An 18,087-nucleotide genomic window follows, 5' to 3' on the forward strand; every position below is an offset into this window, starting at 1 on the left:
TGATTTAGAACAGTTCTTCTGCGCTAGAGCCTGAAGAATAAATACTATCTTCTAAACGGTCGCCAGCGTATTCGGTAGGCTCCGTGCCTTTTTCAAAGTATTCGAACATTGATGTGCTATCTACTTTGTGCGTTAGCATACCGCTGTTGCGATCAATACGAACTCGAATAATATCCTCTGGAATATTTTTACCTTGCTCCGGCGTCCCTTCTAGCGCAACACGCATGAAGTCAATCCAAGCAGGCTCTGCGGTTTTCGCACCCGACTCGGCACCAGAAATTTGGCCTTGCCCTAGGTTGCTGTTAACTGTGGTGCGGCCAAGTGCACGTGAGTGATCATCAAAGCCAACCCAAGCTATCGCAACGACACCAGGTCCATAGCCATTGTACCAAGCATCCTTGGAATCATTCGTTGTACCCGTTTTACCCCCGATATCACGACGACCAAGTTTTTGCGCGCGCCAGCCTGTACCATTCCAACCTGTGCCTTCACGCCAGTTACCGCCACCCCAAATGTTGCTGTACATCATCTCACGCATTAAGAATGCATTCTGTTCAGAGATAACTTGCGGTGCATATTGAGGTTCATCATTTTCAAGGGCATTGTCTGTTGCTAGGCCATCAATTGCGACGTCTTGTTCGCCAAATTCATCAGCGTAGCGATTTTCTGGCTGCTCGCTCATTTGCGGACAATCCTTATGACAAACACTCTTTGGATTGGCTTTAAACAGTACTTCACCGAATGCATCTTCCACGCGTTCTACATAGAATGGTTCAACGTAATAACCACCGTTCGCAAACACAGAGTAACCTTGTGCCACTTTCATTGGTGTTAAGCTGCCAGCTCCGAGTGCGATGGTCTCTGAGCGTGGTACTTGGTTAATATCAAAACCGAAACGAGTAAGGTACTGACGTGTCTCCTCGAGGCCAACTTCACGGAGTGTACGCACTGCCATGACGTTTTTTGATTGAGCTAAGCCGAGGCGAAGACGCGTTGGACCACCATAAGTCGGTGGTGAGTTTTTTGGTCGCCAAGCTGAACCAGAACCTGCATCCCACTTGTTAATCGGCGCATCGTTAATCAAAGTGGCTAGAGTCAGCCCTTTGTCAATTGCTGCCGAGTAGATGAAAGGCTTGATACTTGAACCAACCTGACGCACTGACATGGTTGCACGGTTAAACTTGCTGTGAACAAAGTTGAAACCACCAACCAGCGACAATATCGCGCCATTTTCTGGGTTCATCGCAACAAACGCGGTGTTTGCTGTCGGCACTTGGCTCAGTTTCCAGCTCAGTGTTGTGTTGTCATCTTCATCGGTTTCACTTACTTCGCGAACCCAAACTTGTTGACCTGTCGCTAGCACATCATGCGCTGACTTTGGTGTTGAGCCTTGGCGGTTATCAGTAATGTACTTACGCGCCCAGTGCATTCCAGTCCAAGGGATGGTTTGCTCTTCATGGTTCTTAACCCATACTTGTGCCGTCTTATCATCGACTTTCGTCACAACCGCAGGGTAAAGGTCACCATAAGTTGGCTGTTTCTTCAGGTGCTTTTCTATTTGCTCATTGTCCCAGGCCGCTTCCCCTTCTTTCCAAAGCACACTTTCTGCACCACGGTAGCCATGACGTTCATCGTATGACAAGAGGTTATTAACCGCAGACGTATTTGCAGCATCTTGCAGTTTAGAATCCACAGTCATGTAGATATTCAAGCCAGAGGTATAAGCTTCTTCTTCACCGTATTCTTTTACTGCCCATGCACGAGCCAACTCTGCTACGTAAGGTGCGGAAAGCTCAATCTCAGCGCTATGATAACGCGCCACAATAGGCTCATTGCGTGCTTCGTCATACTGCTCTTGTGTAATGTATTTCTCATCAAGCATTCGCATTAATACAACGTTACGGCGTTTTGTTGCGCGCTCAAGAGAGTAAATTGGGTTCATGGTTGATGGCGCTTTTGGCATACCAGCGAGTGTTGCAATCTCACTTAACGTCAATTCATCAAGGCTCTTACCAAAATACACTTGAGCGGCAGCACCAAAGCCATATGAGCGGTAACCAAGGAAGATTTTATTGACATAAAGCTCCATGATTTCTTGCTTACTTAAAAGCTGCTCAATATGGATAGCAATAAAAATCTCTTTAATCTTACGCATGATCTTCTTCTCATTAGATAAGAAGAAGTTACGAGCTAGCTGTTGCGTAATCGTACTTGCCCCCTGTTTAGCCGAGCCTGAAACCGCAACAACAACAGCTGCACGAGTGATGCCGATAGGGTCGATACCAGGATGCTCATAGAAACGACTATCTTCGGTTGCGATGAGCGCGTGAATTAAGTCTTGAGGAATTTCGTCATAAGTAACAGGAATACGACGCTTTTCACCGAACTGTGCGATCAGCTTCCCGTCTTGACTAAACACCTTCATAGGTGTTTGTAATTCAACGTCTTTTAGAGTTGCAACATCTGGCAATTCAGGCTTCACGTACTGATAGAAGCCAAATATTGTGGTGACTCCAAGAATTATGCAAATCAATGTTAAAAATAATAAACGCTTTATGAACTTCACCGGAGAATCCCTGATTGGTTGAGGCTGTGTAACGGCAAACCCTTGTACTCTTAGGTCAAAAATTTAGCACATAAGAGATATTAACTCTTATTTGGATGCTAATAACAACCTTTGCACGAAGAAATTTCGGAGCGAGAGTAAGAGATGGATAAGCTAATCGTTACCGGCATCGATATAGGCCATAACAGCCTCAAAGCCGTAGTACTTAAACCCACAGGCAACAATTACGCTCTGTTGGGTTACAAAGAAATATTACTAAAGGAAGGTATTGTCGCTGAAAATAACACCATAAATCATCAAGAAATTGTAAAGACCCTCAAGCAGATAAAAAAAGAACTGCCTTTTGGCGCTAAAAAAGTTGCGATCTCAGTTCCTGATAACTCGGTAATTAGCAAGAAACTGCAAATAGAACAAAATCTTGAAGAGAGTGAAGTTGAGTTTGCAGTGATACAAGCCTTTTCTCATCAATCGCCATTCCCTGTCGAAGAGCTGAGTTTAGACTTCGTTCGTCTTCGCGCTGAGGGCGGGCAGAGTGGCAGTGATAGCTATCAAGTGTTTGCGACAAGAAAAGATGTGGTAGAAGGCCGAGTCGATGCATTACAAAAGTCCGGACTAAAACCTGTTTTAGTGGACGTGCATTCGCAAAGCCTTGGTCATATCTGGAAGCTCACCGCCGATCGCTTTCCTGACAAAAACAAATACTGCTTACTCGATATTGGCACCTTATCGAGCTCCTTCACCATGTTTACCGAACAAGGTGAACTGTTTCACAAAGAGTTTGCTTACGGCACACGCGGAGCAAACAGCGCTTCTCCAGTCGATTTTCTGTCCGATGATGCTCAGGAGAAAACAGAGCTGTTTAACCGTCAAATCATAGAGCGAGTAAAGCGCCAGATGCAGCTCTATACCTCAATCAATGGCTCACAAAACATCAAGGGTATCTGGTTATCAGGGGAGGGGGCCTCCACTCCCATGCTCGCAGAAGAGTTGTCTCAACAATTGTCGTTAGAGTGTGAATTGCTAAATCCGCTAGGGCTATTTGAGATGAAGGTGTCTAAGCGTAAGCGTCGTGCTGTGGATTGGCAGCATTTCTCAACAGCAGCCGGACTGGCCGTTCGTGGCATTCATTGGCTAGGAGGCGCCCGTGCTTTATCGCATTAATTTACTTCCTTGGCGAGAGAGTCAAAGAGAAGAGCACCGACGTCGTTTCATCAGTTTGGTCGCATTAGGCATGTTGGTCGCTGTTGGCATCCAGTGGGGTATTGGAAAGTTTTTTGAGTACCAACAAGATCAACAACAGGATCGGCTCGATTACCTCACACACTACATTGCCGAACTCGACCAGCGTATTGAAGCAATGAAAATTGCAGAGCAAGAGCACAGCAAAATCCTCGAACGTCTAAAGGTCGTTGAAGGTTTACAAAACGGACGAAACAAAACGACCGAGTTCATGAACTTAATGCCTGCCGTTATCCCTGAAGGTGTATATGTCGACAAGATCAAAATGAATGATCTGGAAATTGAGATCTCTGGGATCTCTGATAGCACTCCAAAACTTGCCACGATGCTGGACAACATGGAGCGCTCGGCCAAGTTGAACGACGTAGAAATGCATTCCATCGTTCACGGCAAAGCCCGTTTTGGGAAAGAGTTTCAAACATTCAAAGTGTCTTTCATGTTCAAAGTAACGGAGAAGAAATTGGAGGCTCAACGTGGTTGATTGGCAGGATCTCGAAATAGATGAAATGGCCGAGTGGCCATTGTTGCCCCAGATTGTAGTAATCGCGCTTCTGATCATGGTGATTCAAGGCTTAGGTTATTGGTTTTACCTTAAACCGAAAGACGAACAGTTGAATCACTTGATTCAGCAGGAGCAGACACTCAAGGTGGCATTGAAGATCAAAGCGAACAAAGTGGCAGCGTTGCCTCAGCTTCAATCTCAATTGGATGAACTTACCACTCGTTACGAGTTATTACTACAGCAACTGCCTGCGCAAAAAGACCTGGCTACAATGCTCGCTTCAGTGAATGAGCTTGGCATCGACAATAAGCTGACTTTCACCCGAATCGACTGGGGCGAAAAACAATCAGAGCACTTCCTTTATCGTCTCCCTTTAAACATTGAGTTAACGGGCGACTTTCATGACATCGGCCATTTTTCTCAGGCGATAGCGACGCTACCTCGAATCATCACGTTTAAAGATGTGACTTGGCAACGTGTCAGCCAAGAGAGCGAAACCCTGCACTTTCGGGTGCGTGCTAATACCTATCAGTTTAAGCCGGAGGAGACGAAAAATGACAAGTAAGTCTTTGTTGCTGGTACTGATGGGTTCTCTATTGATGGGCTGCCAGGCGAATGATGAATCATTGACGGATTTTATTCGAGGAGTGGAAACACAGGCGCGTCGAGAGGTCGAGAAGCTTAAGCCCGCAGACAAGTATGTTGCAGTCACGTACGCACCGGAAGTACAGCGTGCACCCTTTGAATTACCCAAAGAAGCCACCATCGCGACTCAGCCAGTTGCAAGAAAAGATTGTTGGCAACCGCCCTCAAGAAGGCGAACTGGCAAATTAGAAAAATTCCCATTAAGCCAATTACGTTTGAAAGGTGTCATGGGCATGGATAACACGGTTTCTGGCCTCGTTCAGGCTCCCAATGGCACCGTCTATAAAGTTAAGCCGGGTCAATACCTCGGACGCAATAATGGCAAAGTGACCCATGTCAGCCACTCCTATTTGTTGATTAATGAAACGTTGCCCGACGGCTTAGGATGTTGGCAAAAACGTAAAGTTAAGTTGGCTTTGAGATAGCCCCATTTATTTTTGATATTGAGTAATGAAAATGAGACAAGGATTAACACGTACACCAAGGATACTTACTGGGCTCTTCTCCTTATGGTTGTTTGTATTTTTAGCCCCTTTAGCGGCAGCTGAAGAAGTTTCGTCCAATGCCCTAAAAAGTATCGACTTTCGAACTAATAAAGATAAAGACGCCGTGATTGTCGTCGAATTGGTGTCACCGGCCGCGATTGTAGATATCAAGCGTGTACAGGAAGGGTTAAGTATCGATTTGCTTAACACTTCAGTAAAAGACGAGCAATTGTATCTCCTAGACGTGAAAGATTTTTCGACTGTGGTTGAGAGCGTAGAAGTGTTTCGCGACACCTCGACGACGCGCTTGGTTGCGCACATCAATGAAGAATACATGCATGATTACCGTTTAACGGGGCGTTTTTTGGAAATCAAAGTAGCGAAGATCAAACCCAATGAGAAAGCCCCAGATAAAAGCATTTTAGAAAGAGAAGGTAAGCTTATTTCGATTAACTTCCAAGATATTCCTGTGCGAAACGTCTTGCAGCTTATTGCTGATTACAACCAATTCAATTTGGTTGTCTCCGACTCTGTAGAAGGCAACCTCACGCTTCGTCTTGATGGTGTCCCTTGGCAGCAAGTGCTGGATATTATTTTGCAAGTTAAGGGGTTAGATAAGCGTGTTGATGGCAACGTGATTTTAGTTGCTCCGACTGATGAGTTGGACTTGCGTGAGAAGCAGCAGTTAGAAAAACAAAAACTTACGGAAGAAATGGGAGAGCTTTCATCTGAAATCATCAAAGTTAATTTTGCTAAAGCATCAGACATTGCGGAGATGATCAATGGAGAAGGAAATATCAGCATGCTGTCAGAGCGCGGCAGTATGACCATTGATGAGCGAACTAACTCGTTATTGATTAGAGAGTTACCTGAAAACATCGAGGTGATTCGAGAAATTATTGAGTCTTTGGATATTCCAGTTAAACAGGTTCAAATTGAGGCGCGTATTGTGACCATCAATGAAGGTAACATGGACGAGTTAGGGATTCGTTGGGGTTTTACGTCTATTAATGGCAGTAATACAGTGGGCGGTTCTATTGAGAACAACCTCGCCACGATCGGTCTCTATAATGGAGAAGGGGGTGATGACGGTGGTGACGGTGATGGAGTAGGGATCGATGACTTCCTAAATGTAAACTTAGCTGCAACCAGCCCGAATGCGACCAGCATTGCTTTTCAGGTCGCAAAGTTAGGTTCAGACACCTTGTTGGATCTTGAGCTTTCTGCTCTGCAACAAGAGTCTAAAGCTGAGATTATCTCGAGCCCACGTTTGATCACTACCAATAAGAAGCCTGCCTATATTGAACAAGGTACAGAGATTCCTTATCTTGAGTCATCATCAAGTGGTGCAACGACGGTGACGTTCAAAAAGGCGGTATTAAGTTTGAAAGTGACCCCGCAAATCACACCGGATAACCGCTTAGTGTTGGATTTAAGTGTCACGCAAGATAGACCTGGACAAGTCGTGAAGACAGGCACTGGTGAAGCTGTTGCGATTGATACTCAACGTATCGGGACGCAAGTGTTAGTGAATAACGGTGAAACGGTCGTTCTTGGTGGTATTTTTCAGCACAGCATTACTAACTCGGTGGACAAAGTGCCTTTGTTGGGCGACCTGCCGCTATTAGGTGCTCTTTTTCGTCGAAGTTATGAGAAGGTTGGCAAAAGTGAGCTGTTAATTTTCGTCACGCCTAAGGTGGTGATTCAGTAGTTCTGTCTCGGGAAAAACTGATTAAATCAAAAATAAAGTTGCAATAGTGGCACCATGCTTGGATAATTTCGGGTCTTATCACGAATTATCTGTGAGGAACTGGTGCCACAAGCCTTGTAGAACAGCAGTTTAGCTGTGTTTTCTTGTGGCGATCTTATTGAATCAATGTTGTAAATTACTGCTAAACATGGCTGAGAAACGTAATATTTTCCTTGTTGGCCCAATGGGCGCCGGCAAAAGTACAATTGGTAGACATCTAGCACAGCAACTGCATATGGAGTTTGTTGACTCCGATACAGTGATCGAAGAACGCACTGGTGCAGACATCTCTTGGGTTTTTGATGTAGAAGGTGAAGAAGGCTTCCGCAAGCGTGAAGAAGCGGTACTTGAAGACCTAACACAAGAGCAAGGCATCGTGCTTGCGACTGGCGGTGGCTCTGTTAAGAGCAAAGAAAACCGCAATCGTCTTTCGGCACGTGGTGTTGTTGTTTACTTAGAAACGACGATTGAAAAGCAACTTGCGCGTACAAACCGCGACAAGAAGCGTCCTTTACTTCAAACGGATAACCCTCGCGAAGTACTGGAGCAATTAGCTGAAGAACGTAATCCTTTATATGAAGAAGTAGCGGATTACACTGTTCGCACTGACGATCAAAGTGCAAAAGTGGTAGCCAACCAGATCGTAAAAATGCTAGAAGAGAGATAAGTCTTTATCTTTTTTTTAATTGGAGCAAACCGATGGAACGGATTACGGTCAACCTAGCTGAGCGTAGCTACCCAATCTCTATTGGCGCCGGGTTATTTGAGGACCCGGCGTACCTCTCTCAAGTTCTCTCAAACAAAAATGCAAAACAAAAAGTTGTTGTGATCAGTAATGTCACAGTGGCGCCTTTGTATGCAGACAAAATTTTAAAGCAACTCGAGCAGCTCGGTTGTAGTGCATCCTTGTTAGAATTGCCTGACGGTGAACAGTACAAAAACTTGGATGTATTTAATCAAGTAATGAACTTCTTACTGGAAGGGAGTTATGCTCGTGATGTTGTGATCATCGCGTTAGGTGGTGGTGTTATTGGCGACCTTGTGGGTTTTGCGTCTGCCTGTTACCAGCGTGGGGTCGACTTTATTCAAATACCGACCACATTACTATCCCAAGTGGACTCTTCGGTTGGTGGAAAAACCGCGGTTAACCATCCGTTGGGTAAGAACATGATAGGTGCGTTTTACCAACCTAAAGCAGTGATCATTGATACCAACTGCCTGTCGACGTTGCCTGAACGTGAGTTCGCTGCGGGTATCGCCGAAGTCATTAAGTACGGCATTATTTACGATGCAGATTTTTTTGTATGGTTAGAAGACAATCTTGAGCGCTTGTATGCGTTGGATGAAGAAGCACTAACTTATGCGATCGCACGTTGCTGTGAAATAAAAGCGGAAGTGGTGGCTCAGGATGAGAAAGAGTCGGGCATCCGTGCTTTGCTTAACTTAGGTCACACCTTTGGTCATGCGATTGAAGCGGAACTTGGCTATGGCAATTGGCTGCATGGTGAAGCGGTATCTTCCGGCACTGTTATGGCGGCCAAAACGTCGCATCTACGTGGTCTGATCTCGGAAGAGCAATTTGAGCGTATTGTTGCGATTTTGCGTCGTGCAAAACTGCCTGTGCATACTCCAGACAGTATGAATTTCGATGACTTCATCAAGCACATGATGCGAGATAAGAAAGTCCTCTCTGGTCAATTACGATTGGTTTTGCCTACAGGCATTGGCACTGCCGAGGTAATTGCTGATACGACGCAAGACGTACTCAAACAGGCGATAGACTTCGGTCGCGATATTTAACCTTGTAATGGCGCCTTTGGGCGTCATTCTTGTAGTGTATTAAGGTTATTAGATGAGTGTTGCTCACGTACTGGAATTAGATTCTCAAATCGAGTTGCTTGATAGATTAGGTCTACTGACTAACTTTGGTTCCAATCTCATTGCGATTAATGGTCATGATGGGTACGGGAAATCTTGGCTAGCGCAGCGATACCTTGAAGTGGGTGCCAGTAACAAGAACCAATGTTTGTTACTTTGTCATTCTAATCAAGACGATGTGCAGCATCGCGTCCTTATTTTGAGTCAACTGGTTTCAGACGCATTGTTTAATCAGCAAGAGCCTTTACTTGATAGCCTTGAAAGGCTTTTAGGTGATGAGCCGTGTGACATTGCAATTGTTGTAGATGATGCGCATTTATTGAGTGAGACACTTATCTCTGAGCTTTGGATGCTGGTCTTAGAGGCGCACCATAAGCCAAATTGGACCATCAATATCCTACTGTTTACACAGTCTGGACGTTTAGAAGGTTTGCTAGCACGTCTCAGTTATGGACAAGAGATAAAGCCTGTTGAGCTTGATATTGATATGTTGTCCGAAGTGGAAGCTCGTCGTTTCTTTGAGTCACTTGTTGCGCGCTACGTCGATGATGAGTCTGAGAAACGGGTTAGAGATGCATTTAAAAAAGTCGACCCAGTACCGGGTGACATCATGGCGTTAGGAGAGATGAAAGTGGAAAAAAGGATCATTATCCGCTCGATTGTCGGTTCACCCCTGAATATTGCGTTGGTGGTATTAGTATTACTGTTGCTTGCTGCGGGTGGCTATTGGTGGATGCTTAGTCAACCAAGTCCTGATGATAAAGCGCAGCAAATTGCTGGCGGTTTAGAGCAAACGGCTATTCCAACTTTTGAAGAGTCAGTAATCAGTGCAGCGCAATCTTCACTGCAACCTGTAACCGATGGCTCTAGCAGTCTTGATAACTCTGGTGTGGTTGATGATTCTGATTCATTACCGCCAGCAGTGACAGAAGAAGTAGCGAGCGTAGGCAGTGATGACAATCAACAAAGAGTGGTGATTGAGTCGAATGTGGTCGATGCATTGCTTGAAGGTAAAACTGATTCAGCAGACACAAAAGCGATTGATGACGTCGTAGGTACTGAGAAAACAGAAACCGCCGATGAAACTAGCTCTCCTTTGATTAAAGTCGTAAAACCGAATCAAGATATGGCGCAAGCACCTGCTCAGTCAGAAGAGGGTGAGGCAAACCAACCTGTTGTGAAGTTTTCATTTGCTCGTGAAGAACTAAAAGCGCTATCGCCAAGAGCTTATACTTTACAACTCGCAGCTATGACCTCAATGGAAGATGTACAATCCTTTCTCAATGAGCATAAACTGAATAATCAAGTGCGAATTTATCCTACCGTTCGTAATGACACCGAGTGGTATATCATCACATATCAAGATTATCCGACAATTCAAATGGCTCGTGATGCCGTCGCAAGCTTGCCAGATTCGGTTAAGTCGGTGAGTCCTTGGGCAAAATCACTCCGTCAGGTTCACCGTGAAATTGAACGAGTGAAATAAACCTGAGCTTCCCTGAAAAATATGTTACATTCCGCAGCCTTAATTTTTGGTCGATAGATAGAGCAGTAGATGAAAAAGCAACGAGCCTTTCTTAAATGGGCAGGAGGAAAATACGGACTGGTTGAAGACATCCAACGTCATTTGCCGCCGGCTCGAAAGCTAGTTGAACCTTTTGTTGGTGCGGGGTCAGTGTTTCTGAATACCGATTATGACCATTATCTACTTGCAGATATCAATCCAGATTTGATCAATCTGTACAACCTGCTGAAAGAACGCCCTGAAGAGTATATCTCTGAAGCGAAGCGTTGGTTTGTCGCTGAGAACAACCGCAAAGAAGCCTACCTACACATTCGCGCTGAATTTAATAAAACCGATGACGTGATGTACCGCTCTTTAGCGTTTTTGTACATGAACCGCTTTGGTTTTAATGGCCTATGCCGTTACAACAAAAAAGGTGGCTTCAATGTACCGTTTGGCTCTTACAAAAAGCCGTATTTCCCTGAGGCGGAATTGGAGTTTTTTGCAGAAAAAGCCAAAAAAGCTACGTTCGTTTGTGAAGGTTATCCTGAAACATTTCGTCGTGCGCGCAAAGGGAGCGTCGTGTATTGCGATCCACCTTATGCGCCGCTTTCAAATACGGCAAATTTCACCTCATACGCAGGTAATGGTTTCACGTTGGACGACCAAGCTGCATTAGCCGACATTGCTGAAAGAACAGCGACTGAACGTGGCATTCCTGTGTTGATTTCTAACCACGACACTACCTTGACACGTCGGTTGTATCACGGTGCGGATCTTAATGTGGTAAAAGTAAAGCGTACCATTAGCCGTAATGGTAACGGTCGTAATAAAGTTGATGAGCTACTTGCGCTTTTTCATGCCCCAGACATGGATAAATCAAGCTCTTAATTCTCACACTATTATATCTAAATAGTGGATCTCCCCACTGGCTTCGGTAGAATTGCGCGCAGATTGTTTGCTCATTACTACTGAGGTCAGGTATGAAAGATTTTCTTATTGCTCCATCCATTTTATCGGCAGATTTTGCTCGTCTCGGTGAAGATGTAGAAAAAGTACTCGCAGCGGGTGCGGATGTGGTGCATTTCGACGTTATGGATAACCACTATGTACCAAACCTGACTTTTGGTGCGCCTGTGTGTAAAGCACTACGCGATTATGGCATCACAGCGCCAATCGATGTTCACCTAATGGTGAAACCCGTTGACCGTATTATTCCTGATTTCGCAAAAGCGGGTGCGTCGATGATTACGTTCCATGTAGAAGCTTCTGATCATGTAGACCGTACACTGCAGTTAATTAAAGAGCACGGCTGTCAGGCTGGTGTGGTACTAAACCCAGCAACGCCACTTGCAAGTCTTGAATTTATTATGGATAAAGTCGACATGATTCTACTGATGTCGGTAAACCCTGGTTTTGGTGGCCAATCATTCATTCCTCATACACTAGATAAACTGCGTGCCGTTCGTAAGATGATTGACGAGTCTGGTCGTGATATCCGCTTAGAAATCGATGGCGGTGTGAAGGTTGACAACATTCGTGAAATTGCAGAAGCGGGCGCAGACATGTTTGTCGCAGGCTCGGCGATTTTCGGTGAGCCAGATTACAAACAAGTGATCGATCAAATGCGCGCTGAACTGGCTGAAGTTAAATAAGCACCGATAAGCCAGCGCAATAACACACTGATTTTAAAGGCTGCCATGTTGTTGGCAGCCTTTGTGTTTTCTAGTATTAGAAGAAATTAAATATCCGCTGCGATGAGCAAATAATCACTTGCCTATTTTACGCCCTTTCTGTACTATTCGTGCTCCTTAAACTCAGTCAATTATCTTTAGTTCCTTGCTTCCTCTGGACGACTGAGCCATTTGTGGAAGCTGAATAATCCGTAAGGAGCAACCAATGCGTCATTACGAAATCGTATTCATGGTGCACCCAGATCAAAGCGAGCAAGTTGCTGGCATGATCGAGCGTTACACTGGTTCAATCACTGAAGCTGGCGGTAAAATCCACCGTCTAGAAGACTGGGGCCGTCGTCAACTGGCTTACCCAATCAACAAGCTTCACAAAGCTCACTACGTTCTTATGAACGTTGAAGCTGACCAAGCTGTAATTGATGAGCTAGAAACTGCTTTCCGTTTCAACGATGCAGTTCTACGTAACATGATCATGCGTACTAAAGCAGCGATCACTGAGCAATCTATCATGCTTAAGCAAAAAGAAGAGCGTGCTCCACGTCGTGAAGAGCGTTCTGAAGCTAAGCCTGAAGCTAAGTCAGAAGCTGCTGAGTAAGTTTTCTTATGGCCAATCGAATGGAGCTGAGCGGCACCATTGCCAAACCGCCCATTCGTAGTAAAAGCCCTGGTGGCATTGAACACTGTCGGTTTTGGCTGGAGCATCGCTCTACTATTATCGAAGCTGACTTACCTCGACAAGTTTATTGTCGTATGCCGGTAGTCGTCAGCGGGCTTGGGTCACAAGCACTAACTCAGAATTTAGTTCAAGGCAGTAACATTAAGGTAAGTGGTTTTGTCACTTATCAAACCGGCCGAAATGGCGTGGGAAAATTAGTGTTACACGCCGACAACATTACTCAAATTTAAGATCAGGAGATAGCCCATGGCTCGTTTCTTCCGTCGTCGTAAATTCTGCCGTTTCACTGCAGAAGGCGTACAAGAGATTGATTACAAAGACGTAGCAACTCTTAAAAACTACATCACTGAAGCTGGTAAAATCGTACCTAGCCGTATCACTGGTACAAGCGCTAAGTACCAGCGTCAACTAGCACGTGCTATCAAGCGTTCACGCTACCTAGCTCTACTACCGTACACTGACAAGCATCAGTAATCGGTTCATTTTATTAAGAAAGAGGATTAAGCAATGCAAGTTATTCTACTTGATAAAATTGGTAACCTAGGTGGTCTTGGCGATACTGCAAACGTTAAATCTGGCTACGCTCGTAACTTCCTTATCCCACAAGGTAAAGCAGTTATGGCAACTAAAGCTAACGTTGAAATGTTTGAAGCTCGTCGTGCTGAACTAGAAGCTAAAGTTGCTGAACAACTAGCTGCTGCAGAAGCTCGCGCAGAGAAAGTTAACGCTCTAGAAGCGGTAGTTATCGCTTCTAAAGCTGGTGACGAAGGCAAACTATTCGGTTCTATCGGTACTCGTGACATCGCTGACGCTATCACAGCTGCAGGCGTTGAAGTTGCTAAGAGCGAAGTTCGCCTTCCTGAAGGTGCTCTACGTAACACTGGTGAGTTCGAGATCAGCGTTCAACTTCACTCTGAAGTTTTCGCGACAGTTAACCTACAAGTTGTTGCTGCTGAGTAATTCAGTATCAAGACGAAATACTAAAAAGCACCTCCTCGGAGGTGCTTTTTTTATTTCTAAAACTGAGAGAAAAAGGGTTAAAAAGCGAAAAGTAAATTAACGGAAAATACGCTGTCCGCTTTGCTTAAGCCTTCAGGCACTTTATCGTGATACTGACGAGAGTGCGCCAGTTTCAGTGCGATATCTTCAGTAATATCATTGGTTACACTGAGTTCACTATCAGTACGTGTGTTACTTCTACCTGTTACCAACGTAATATCAGCTGCGAAACTTAAATTATCCAACGCATGCCAAGTTGTGTTGATATTTCCTCGAAAAATGCCTTCTCTAACGATATCGGGAAAGACAATATCGTCATCATCTATTTCGTCTAAGTTTGGCTCTTGATAGCGAAAACCAGGGCCTACTTCTACCTCTAAAATGAAGTTCTCAGTGTAGGAGAACTGGTAACCCAAACCACCTGACAACGTATAGTCTTTAAAATAAGCACTGTAGCGAGAATCCACTCCTTTAAAGCTGCCATACAAATACGTCTTAGGGCCTAACTTGTAGTCACTCTGCAGGGAATAGGTGGATGAGCGTTTGTCTTCTTCACCGTCTTTGTACAAGTTGTAGTACTTCCATTCACCATTAGAACGGTGTCGACCTGACGTATATTCAGCACTCAAACGAGCATTCAGGGAACGAGAGTCCGTGTTACCTGTGTGAGCTTGATAGCCGAACTCCACCTCGGTTTTTAGTGGGTCGGGTACATCAATATTTTGCTCTGGCTGTACTGATTCGTCAGCATACGATGCACTAGCGCACAGTAGGCTAAAGCTAAGTAACCAGTATCGGGACACATCAACCTCGAACGTAATCAAAAAGGAGGGGCATGATACTGATACAGATATTTGGTTGGGTCAATGGTAGGTTAATTTTTATTAGAGCTAGGCGGAAGAACCAGGCTATTACCCGGGTGGTTCACATGATGATTTCTTAACAAGTAATTGTCGCTTCGGGGAAGCATCTCAGCTAGGTTAAGGTTATAATCGTGGGTTAATAGTAGTTATCGAGCAAAGTCATGGCGGAAAACAGAAATCGCAAACCTTCAGACAGTCAGGTCGACGCAATCAAAGTGCCACCTCACTCACTAGAAGCCGAGCAATCAGTAATTGGTGGTCTTTTACTGGATAATGAACGTTGGGACACCGTTGCCGAACGTGTTGTGAGCAGTGATTTCTATAGTCGTCCACACCGCCTGATTTTTGAAGGTGTAAAAACCATTCTTGAAGCGGGTAAACCTCTCGATCTTATTACTTTATCGGAATATCTAGAGCGTCACGAGTTGTTAGAAGATGTAGGCGGTTTTGCTTACCTCGCTGACTTGGCGAAGAATACGCCAAGTGCAGCTAACATCAATGCGTATGCTGATATTGTCGCTGAGCGTGCGATTGTTCGTGGCCTTATTGGTGTCGCGAATGAAATTGCGGACGCGGGCTATGACCCTCAAGGTCGCAGTTCTGAAGATTTAATAGACATGGCGGAGAGTAAAGTTTTTGCTATCGCCGAGTCTCGAACTAGTGAAAACGAAGGACCACAAAACGTCGACAACATCCTCGAAAAGACGTTAGAACGTATCGAGTTGTTGTATAAAACGCCACAAGATGGTGTTACCGGGGTCGATACCGGTTTCACCGATCTCAATAAGAAAACCGCAGGTTTGCAAGGCTCTGATTTGGTGATTGTCGCAGCGCGTCCATCGATGGGTAAAACGACCTTTGCAATGAACTTGTGTGAAAATGCGGCCATGCAACAAGAAAAGCCCGTACTTATTTTCTCGTTAGAGATGCCAGCTGAACAGTTGATGATGCGTATGTTGGCCTCTTTGTCTCGTGTAGACCAAACCAAGATCCGTACGGGTCAGCTAGATGACGAAGATTGGGCGCGTATTTCTTCTACTATGGGTATCCTGATGCAGAAGAAAAATATGTACATTGATGATAGCTCTGGTCTAACTCCGACCGAAGTGCGTTCGCGCGCTCGCCGTATCGCTCGTGAACATGGCGGTCTATCGATGATCATGGTCGACTACCTTCAGTTGATGCGCGTGCCTTCGTTAACCGATAACCGTACTCTTGAGATTGCTGAGATCTCTCGCTCTCTTAAGGCGCTGGCAAAAGAGCTAAATGTGCCTGTTGTGGCACTGTCGCAGCTAAACCGTTCCCTAGAGCAACGTGCGGATAAACGACCAGTAAACTCGGACTTGCGTGAATCCGGTTCCATCGAGCAGGATGCTGACTTGATCATGTTCATCTACCGTGATGAGGTTTATCACCCAGATAGTCCGTACAAAGGTACGGCCGAAATCATTATTGGTAAACAGCGTAATGGTCCTATCGGCTCTGTTCGCCTCACTTTCCAAGGTCAACATTCGCGTTTCGACAACTACGCGGGTCCTGCATTCGATATTGATGATGAGTAATCCCATGAGCTATATGAAAGCGGCCAAGGCGTGCATTGATTTGTCTGCGTTGCAGCACAACTTACAGCGCGTAAAAGCTCAAGCGCCACAAAGTAAAGTGATGGCTGTCGTCAAGGCCAATGGTTATGGTCACGGATTACGTCATGTCGCAAAACATGCTAACCATGCGGATGCGTTTGGTGTGGCTCGTATTGAAGAAGCATTGCAACTGCGCGCTTGTGGAGTAGTAAAGCCGATTCTATTGCTAGAAGGTTTTTACTCTCCTGGTGACTTACCTGTTCTTGTGACGAACAACATCCAAACTGTGGTGCACTGTGAAGAGCAGCTTATCGCCTTGGAGCAAGCAGACCTTGAAACTCCGGTTGTCGTGTGGCTGAAGATTGACAGTGGCATGCACCGCCTTGGGGTTCGTCCTGAACAATATGACGAGTTTGTAACGCGGCTGAAGGAGTGTCCAAATGTAGCGAAACCGTTGCGTTACATGAGCCACTTTGGCTGTGCAGATGAGCTGGATAGCGATATTACCCCACAACAGATTGAGCTGTTTAAATCGTTGACTTCTGGTTGCCAAGGGGAACGTTCACTGGCGGCATCTGCGGGGTTATTGGCATGGCCTCAAAGCCATTTAGATTGGGTTCGTCCGGGTATTATCATGTATGGTGTGTCGCCATTCGATGACAAAACGGCGCAAGATCTTGGGTATCAGCCTGTCATGACACTTAAATCCCACCTTATTGCGGTACGTGAAGTGAAGAAGGGTGAAAGTGTTGGCTACGGTGGTATTTGGACCAGTGAGCGAGATACAAAAGTTGGTGTCATTGCTGTAGGGTATGGCGACGGTTACCCAAGAAGTGCTCCAAACGGTACGCCGGTGTGGGTTAATGGCCGTAAAGTACCTATTGCAGGTCGAGTTTCCATGGATATGCTGACGGTCGATTTGGGACCAGACGCAACGGATAAAGTCAGCGACGAAGCGATTCTTTGGGGGAAAGAGCTCCCAGTAGAAGAAGTGGCGGGTCACATTGGTACGATTGCGTATGAACTCGTGACTAAGCTAACGCCTCGCGTCGAGATGGAATACTCCAAGTAAACAACGAAAGGCTAACCCAAGGTTAGCCTTTGTTTTATCTACTCACCGTTAATCGTAGCAATAACGCGGCGGCCGCCACCAAAGTCTCGATGCTCACCCAAGTAAATACCTTGCCATGTTCCTAAAGCTAATCGACCATTTTGGATTGGTACCGTCACACTACTGCCAAGCAGTGATGCTTTAATATGTGCCGGCATGTCGTCGTCACCTTCATAGGTGTGCTGATAATAAGGAGCACGCTCTGGCACAAACTTATTGAAGTGCGCTTCCATGTCCATACGCACGGTTGGATCAGCATTCTCATTTAAGGTCAAACTGGCGGAGGTGTGCTGAATAAATAAGTGTAATAAACCTACTGAAAGTTCGTTTATTTGTGGTAATTGTTGTTCAATTTCATCAGTTATCAGGTGAAAACCGCGGCTTCTCGCTTTTAATTGCAGTGTTTTTTGTGCCCACATACGTGTTCCTTTGGAAATTTATAAATTGGCGTCTATCCTATTCCAATTAGAGCCTGTCATTAGTAAATGATATGATTCTTGTCATCGTAAATGAATTGTTCAATTTCAGGGCAGGGAACGTGACCTAACTCAATGTGAGTGTAAAAGCTCTCGGTCATAATTGGCGCCTGAAAAAA

19 protein-coding genes are annotated in these 18,087 nt (G+C 45.2%); 16 read left to right on the forward strand and 3 right to left on the reverse strand.

The features are described 5' to 3' along the window. Positions 1-4: 4 nt before the first annotated feature. Complete coding sequence (locus NL626_RS21650) at positions 5-2,566, reverse strand: penicillin-binding protein 1A (protein WP_213916783.1); 2,562 nt, start codon at positions 2,564-2,566, stop codon at positions 5-7. 144 nt (positions 2,567-2,710) lie between these two features. On the opposite strand from NL626_RS21650, the gene pilM reads away from it, so the two are divergent. The 14 genes from pilM (at position 2,711) to rplI (ending at position 13,899) form a co-directional block, all read left to right on the forward strand. Then, the gene (pilM, locus tag NL626_RS21655; RefSeq protein ID WP_017821733.1) at positions 2,711-3,727 is read left to right on the forward strand and encodes a type IV pilus biogenesis protein PilM; all 1,017 of its coding nucleotides are present in this window, start codon (positions 2,711-2,713) and stop codon (positions 3,725-3,727) included. After that, positions 3,711-4,286 carry a PilN domain-containing protein gene (locus tag NL626_RS21660; protein ID WP_064368815.1) on the forward strand — a complete coding sequence of 192 codons (576 nt, stop codon included), beginning with the start codon at positions 3,711-3,713 and terminating at the stop codon, positions 4,284-4,286. The genes pilM and NL626_RS21660 overlap by 17 nt, the downstream gene beginning before the upstream one ends. Beyond that, complete coding sequence (locus NL626_RS21665; RefSeq protein WP_253657718.1) at positions 4,279-4,872, forward strand: type 4a pilus biogenesis protein PilO; 594 nt, start codon at positions 4,279-4,281, stop codon at positions 4,870-4,872. The genes NL626_RS21660 and NL626_RS21665 overlap by 8 nt, the downstream gene beginning before the upstream one ends. Next, on the forward strand, positions 4,862-5,377 hold the full coding sequence (locus tag NL626_RS21670) for a pilus assembly protein PilP (RefSeq protein ID WP_005382766.1): 516 nt from the start codon (positions 4,862-4,864) through the stop codon (positions 5,375-5,377). Before NL626_RS21665 ends, NL626_RS21670 begins: the two co-directional genes overlap by 11 nt. A gap of 25 nt (positions 5,378-5,402) precedes the next feature. After that, the gene (locus tag NL626_RS21675; protein ID WP_253657719.1) at positions 5,403-7,148 is read left to right on the forward strand and encodes a type IV pilus secretin PilQ; all 1,746 of its coding nucleotides are present in this window, start codon (positions 5,403-5,405) and stop codon (positions 7,146-7,148) included. Between the two features lie 187 nt (positions 7,149-7,335). After that, positions 7,336-7,854, forward strand: coding sequence for a shikimate kinase AroK (gene aroK, locus NL626_RS21680; protein WP_005381319.1), 519 nt, complete (start codon positions 7,336-7,338; stop codon positions 7,852-7,854). Between the two features lie 32 nt (positions 7,855-7,886). After that, positions 7,887-8,987 carry a 3-dehydroquinate synthase gene (aroB, locus tag NL626_RS21685; RefSeq protein ID WP_005381318.1) on the forward strand — a complete coding sequence of 367 codons (1,101 nt, stop codon included), beginning with the start codon at positions 7,887-7,889 and terminating at the stop codon, positions 8,985-8,987. Positions 8,988-9,039: 52 nt separating this feature from the next. Then, positions 9,040-10,551, forward strand: coding sequence for an SPOR domain-containing protein (locus NL626_RS21690; protein ID WP_253657720.1), 1,512 nt, complete (start codon positions 9,040-9,042; stop codon positions 10,549-10,551). Positions 10,552-10,620: 69 nt separating this feature from the next. Then, positions 10,621-11,460 (forward strand): Dam family site-specific DNA-(adenine-N6)-methyltransferase, encoded by an 840-nt coding sequence (locus NL626_RS21695; protein ID WP_005382762.1) that lies wholly within the window; start codon positions 10,621-10,623, stop codon positions 11,458-11,460. A 92-nt stretch (positions 11,461-11,552) separates the two neighbouring features. Then, positions 11,553-12,224: a ribulose-phosphate 3-epimerase gene (rpe, locus tag NL626_RS21700; RefSeq protein WP_005381300.1), complete on the forward strand. Its 672-nt coding sequence runs from the start codon at positions 11,553-11,555 to the stop codon at positions 12,222-12,224. A gap of 244 nt (positions 12,225-12,468) precedes the next feature. Then, positions 12,469-12,858, forward strand: coding sequence for a 30S ribosomal protein S6 (gene rpsF, locus NL626_RS21705; RefSeq protein WP_005381299.1), 390 nt, complete (start codon positions 12,469-12,471; stop codon positions 12,856-12,858). Positions 12,859-12,866: 8 nt separating this feature from the next. Then, positions 12,867-13,169: a primosomal replication protein N gene (gene priB, locus NL626_RS21710; RefSeq protein ID WP_005381298.1), complete on the forward strand. Its 303-nt coding sequence runs from the start codon at positions 12,867-12,869 to the stop codon at positions 13,167-13,169. 16 nt (positions 13,170-13,185) lie between these two features. After that, entirely contained in the window at positions 13,186-13,413 is a 228-nt protein-coding gene (rpsR, locus tag NL626_RS21715; protein ID WP_000090472.1) for a 30S ribosomal protein S18, read from the forward strand. 33 nt (positions 13,414-13,446) lie between these two features. Continuing rightward, positions 13,447-13,899 carry a 50S ribosomal protein L9 gene (rplI, locus tag NL626_RS21720; protein WP_005382760.1) on the forward strand — a complete coding sequence of 151 codons (453 nt, stop codon included), beginning with the start codon at positions 13,447-13,449 and terminating at the stop codon, positions 13,897-13,899. A gap of 77 nt (positions 13,900-13,976) precedes the next feature. Here the strand turns inward: rplI and NL626_RS21725 are convergent, their stop codons facing one another. Beyond that, the gene (locus tag NL626_RS21725; RefSeq protein WP_005381276.1) at positions 13,977-14,741 is read right to left on the reverse strand and encodes a DUF481 domain-containing protein; all 765 of its coding nucleotides are present in this window, start codon (positions 14,739-14,741) and stop codon (positions 13,977-13,979) included. Positions 14,742-14,962: 221 nt separating this feature from the next. On the opposite strand from NL626_RS21725, the gene NL626_RS21730 reads away from it, so the two are divergent. Both NL626_RS21730 and alr read left to right on the forward strand, forming a co-directional pair. Then, positions 14,963-16,363, forward strand: coding sequence for a replicative DNA helicase (locus NL626_RS21730; RefSeq protein WP_005382759.1), 1,401 nt, complete (start codon positions 14,963-14,965; stop codon positions 16,361-16,363). Between the two features lie 13 nt (positions 16,364-16,376). After that, entirely contained in the window at positions 16,377-17,453 is a 1,077-nt protein-coding gene (gene alr, locus NL626_RS21735) for an alanine racemase (RefSeq protein WP_031777284.1), read from the forward strand. A gap of 38 nt (positions 17,454-17,491) precedes the next feature. Here alr and NL626_RS21740 read toward each other — a convergent pair whose 3' ends face one another. Next, the gene (locus tag NL626_RS21740) at positions 17,492-17,911 is read right to left on the reverse strand and encodes a secondary thiamine-phosphate synthase enzyme YjbQ (protein ID WP_005381271.1); all 420 of its coding nucleotides are present in this window, start codon (positions 17,909-17,911) and stop codon (positions 17,492-17,494) included. Positions 17,912-18,087 lie beyond the last annotated feature (176 nt).

This window comes from Vibrio sp. Y58_MX_L22, assembly GCF_024181865.1.
GTDB lineage: Bacteria > Pseudomonadota > Gammaproteobacteria > Enterobacterales > Vibrionaceae > Vibrio > Vibrio alginolyticus.

Coding starts and splice junctions, on each gene's coding strand:
- aroK (WP_005381319.1), top strand. CDS start 7,336: ATGGCTGAGAAACGTAATATTTTCCTTGTTGGCCCAATGGGCGCCGGC.
- NL626_RS21670 (WP_005382766.1), top strand. CDS start 4,862: ATGACAAGTAAGTCTTTGTTGCTGGTACTGATGGGTTCTCTATTGATG.
- rpsF (WP_005381299.1), top strand. CDS start 12,469: ATGCGTCATTACGAAATCGTATTCATGGTGCACCCAGATCAAAGCGAG.
- NL626_RS21740 (WP_005381271.1), bottom strand. CDS start 17,911: ATGTGGGCACAAAAAACACTGCAATTAAAAGCGAGAAGCCGCGGTTTT.
- NL626_RS21675 (WP_253657719.1), top strand. CDS start 5,403: ATGAAAATGAGACAAGGATTAACACGTACACCAAGGATACTTACTGGG.
- NL626_RS21730 (WP_005382759.1), top strand. CDS start 14,963: ATGGCGGAAAACAGAAATCGCAAACCTTCAGACAGTCAGGTCGACGCA.
- rpsR (WP_000090472.1), top strand. CDS start 13,186: ATGGCTCGTTTCTTCCGTCGTCGTAAATTCTGCCGTTTCACTGCAGAA.
- priB (WP_005381298.1), top strand. CDS start 12,867: ATGGCCAATCGAATGGAGCTGAGCGGCACCATTGCCAAACCGCCCATT.
- alr (WP_031777284.1), top strand. CDS start 16,377: ATGAAAGCGGCCAAGGCGTGCATTGATTTGTCTGCGTTGCAGCACAAC.
- NL626_RS21690 (WP_253657720.1), top strand. CDS start 9,040: ATGAGTGTTGCTCACGTACTGGAATTAGATTCTCAAATCGAGTTGCTT.
- aroB (WP_005381318.1), top strand. CDS start 7,887: ATGGAACGGATTACGGTCAACCTAGCTGAGCGTAGCTACCCAATCTCT.
- pilM (WP_017821733.1), top strand. CDS start 2,711: ATGGATAAGCTAATCGTTACCGGCATCGATATAGGCCATAACAGCCTC.
- NL626_RS21695 (WP_005382762.1), top strand. CDS start 10,621: ATGAAAAAGCAACGAGCCTTTCTTAAATGGGCAGGAGGAAAATACGGA.
- rpe (WP_005381300.1), top strand. CDS start 11,553: ATGAAAGATTTTCTTATTGCTCCATCCATTTTATCGGCAGATTTTGCT.
- rplI (WP_005382760.1), top strand. CDS start 13,447: ATGCAAGTTATTCTACTTGATAAAATTGGTAACCTAGGTGGTCTTGGC.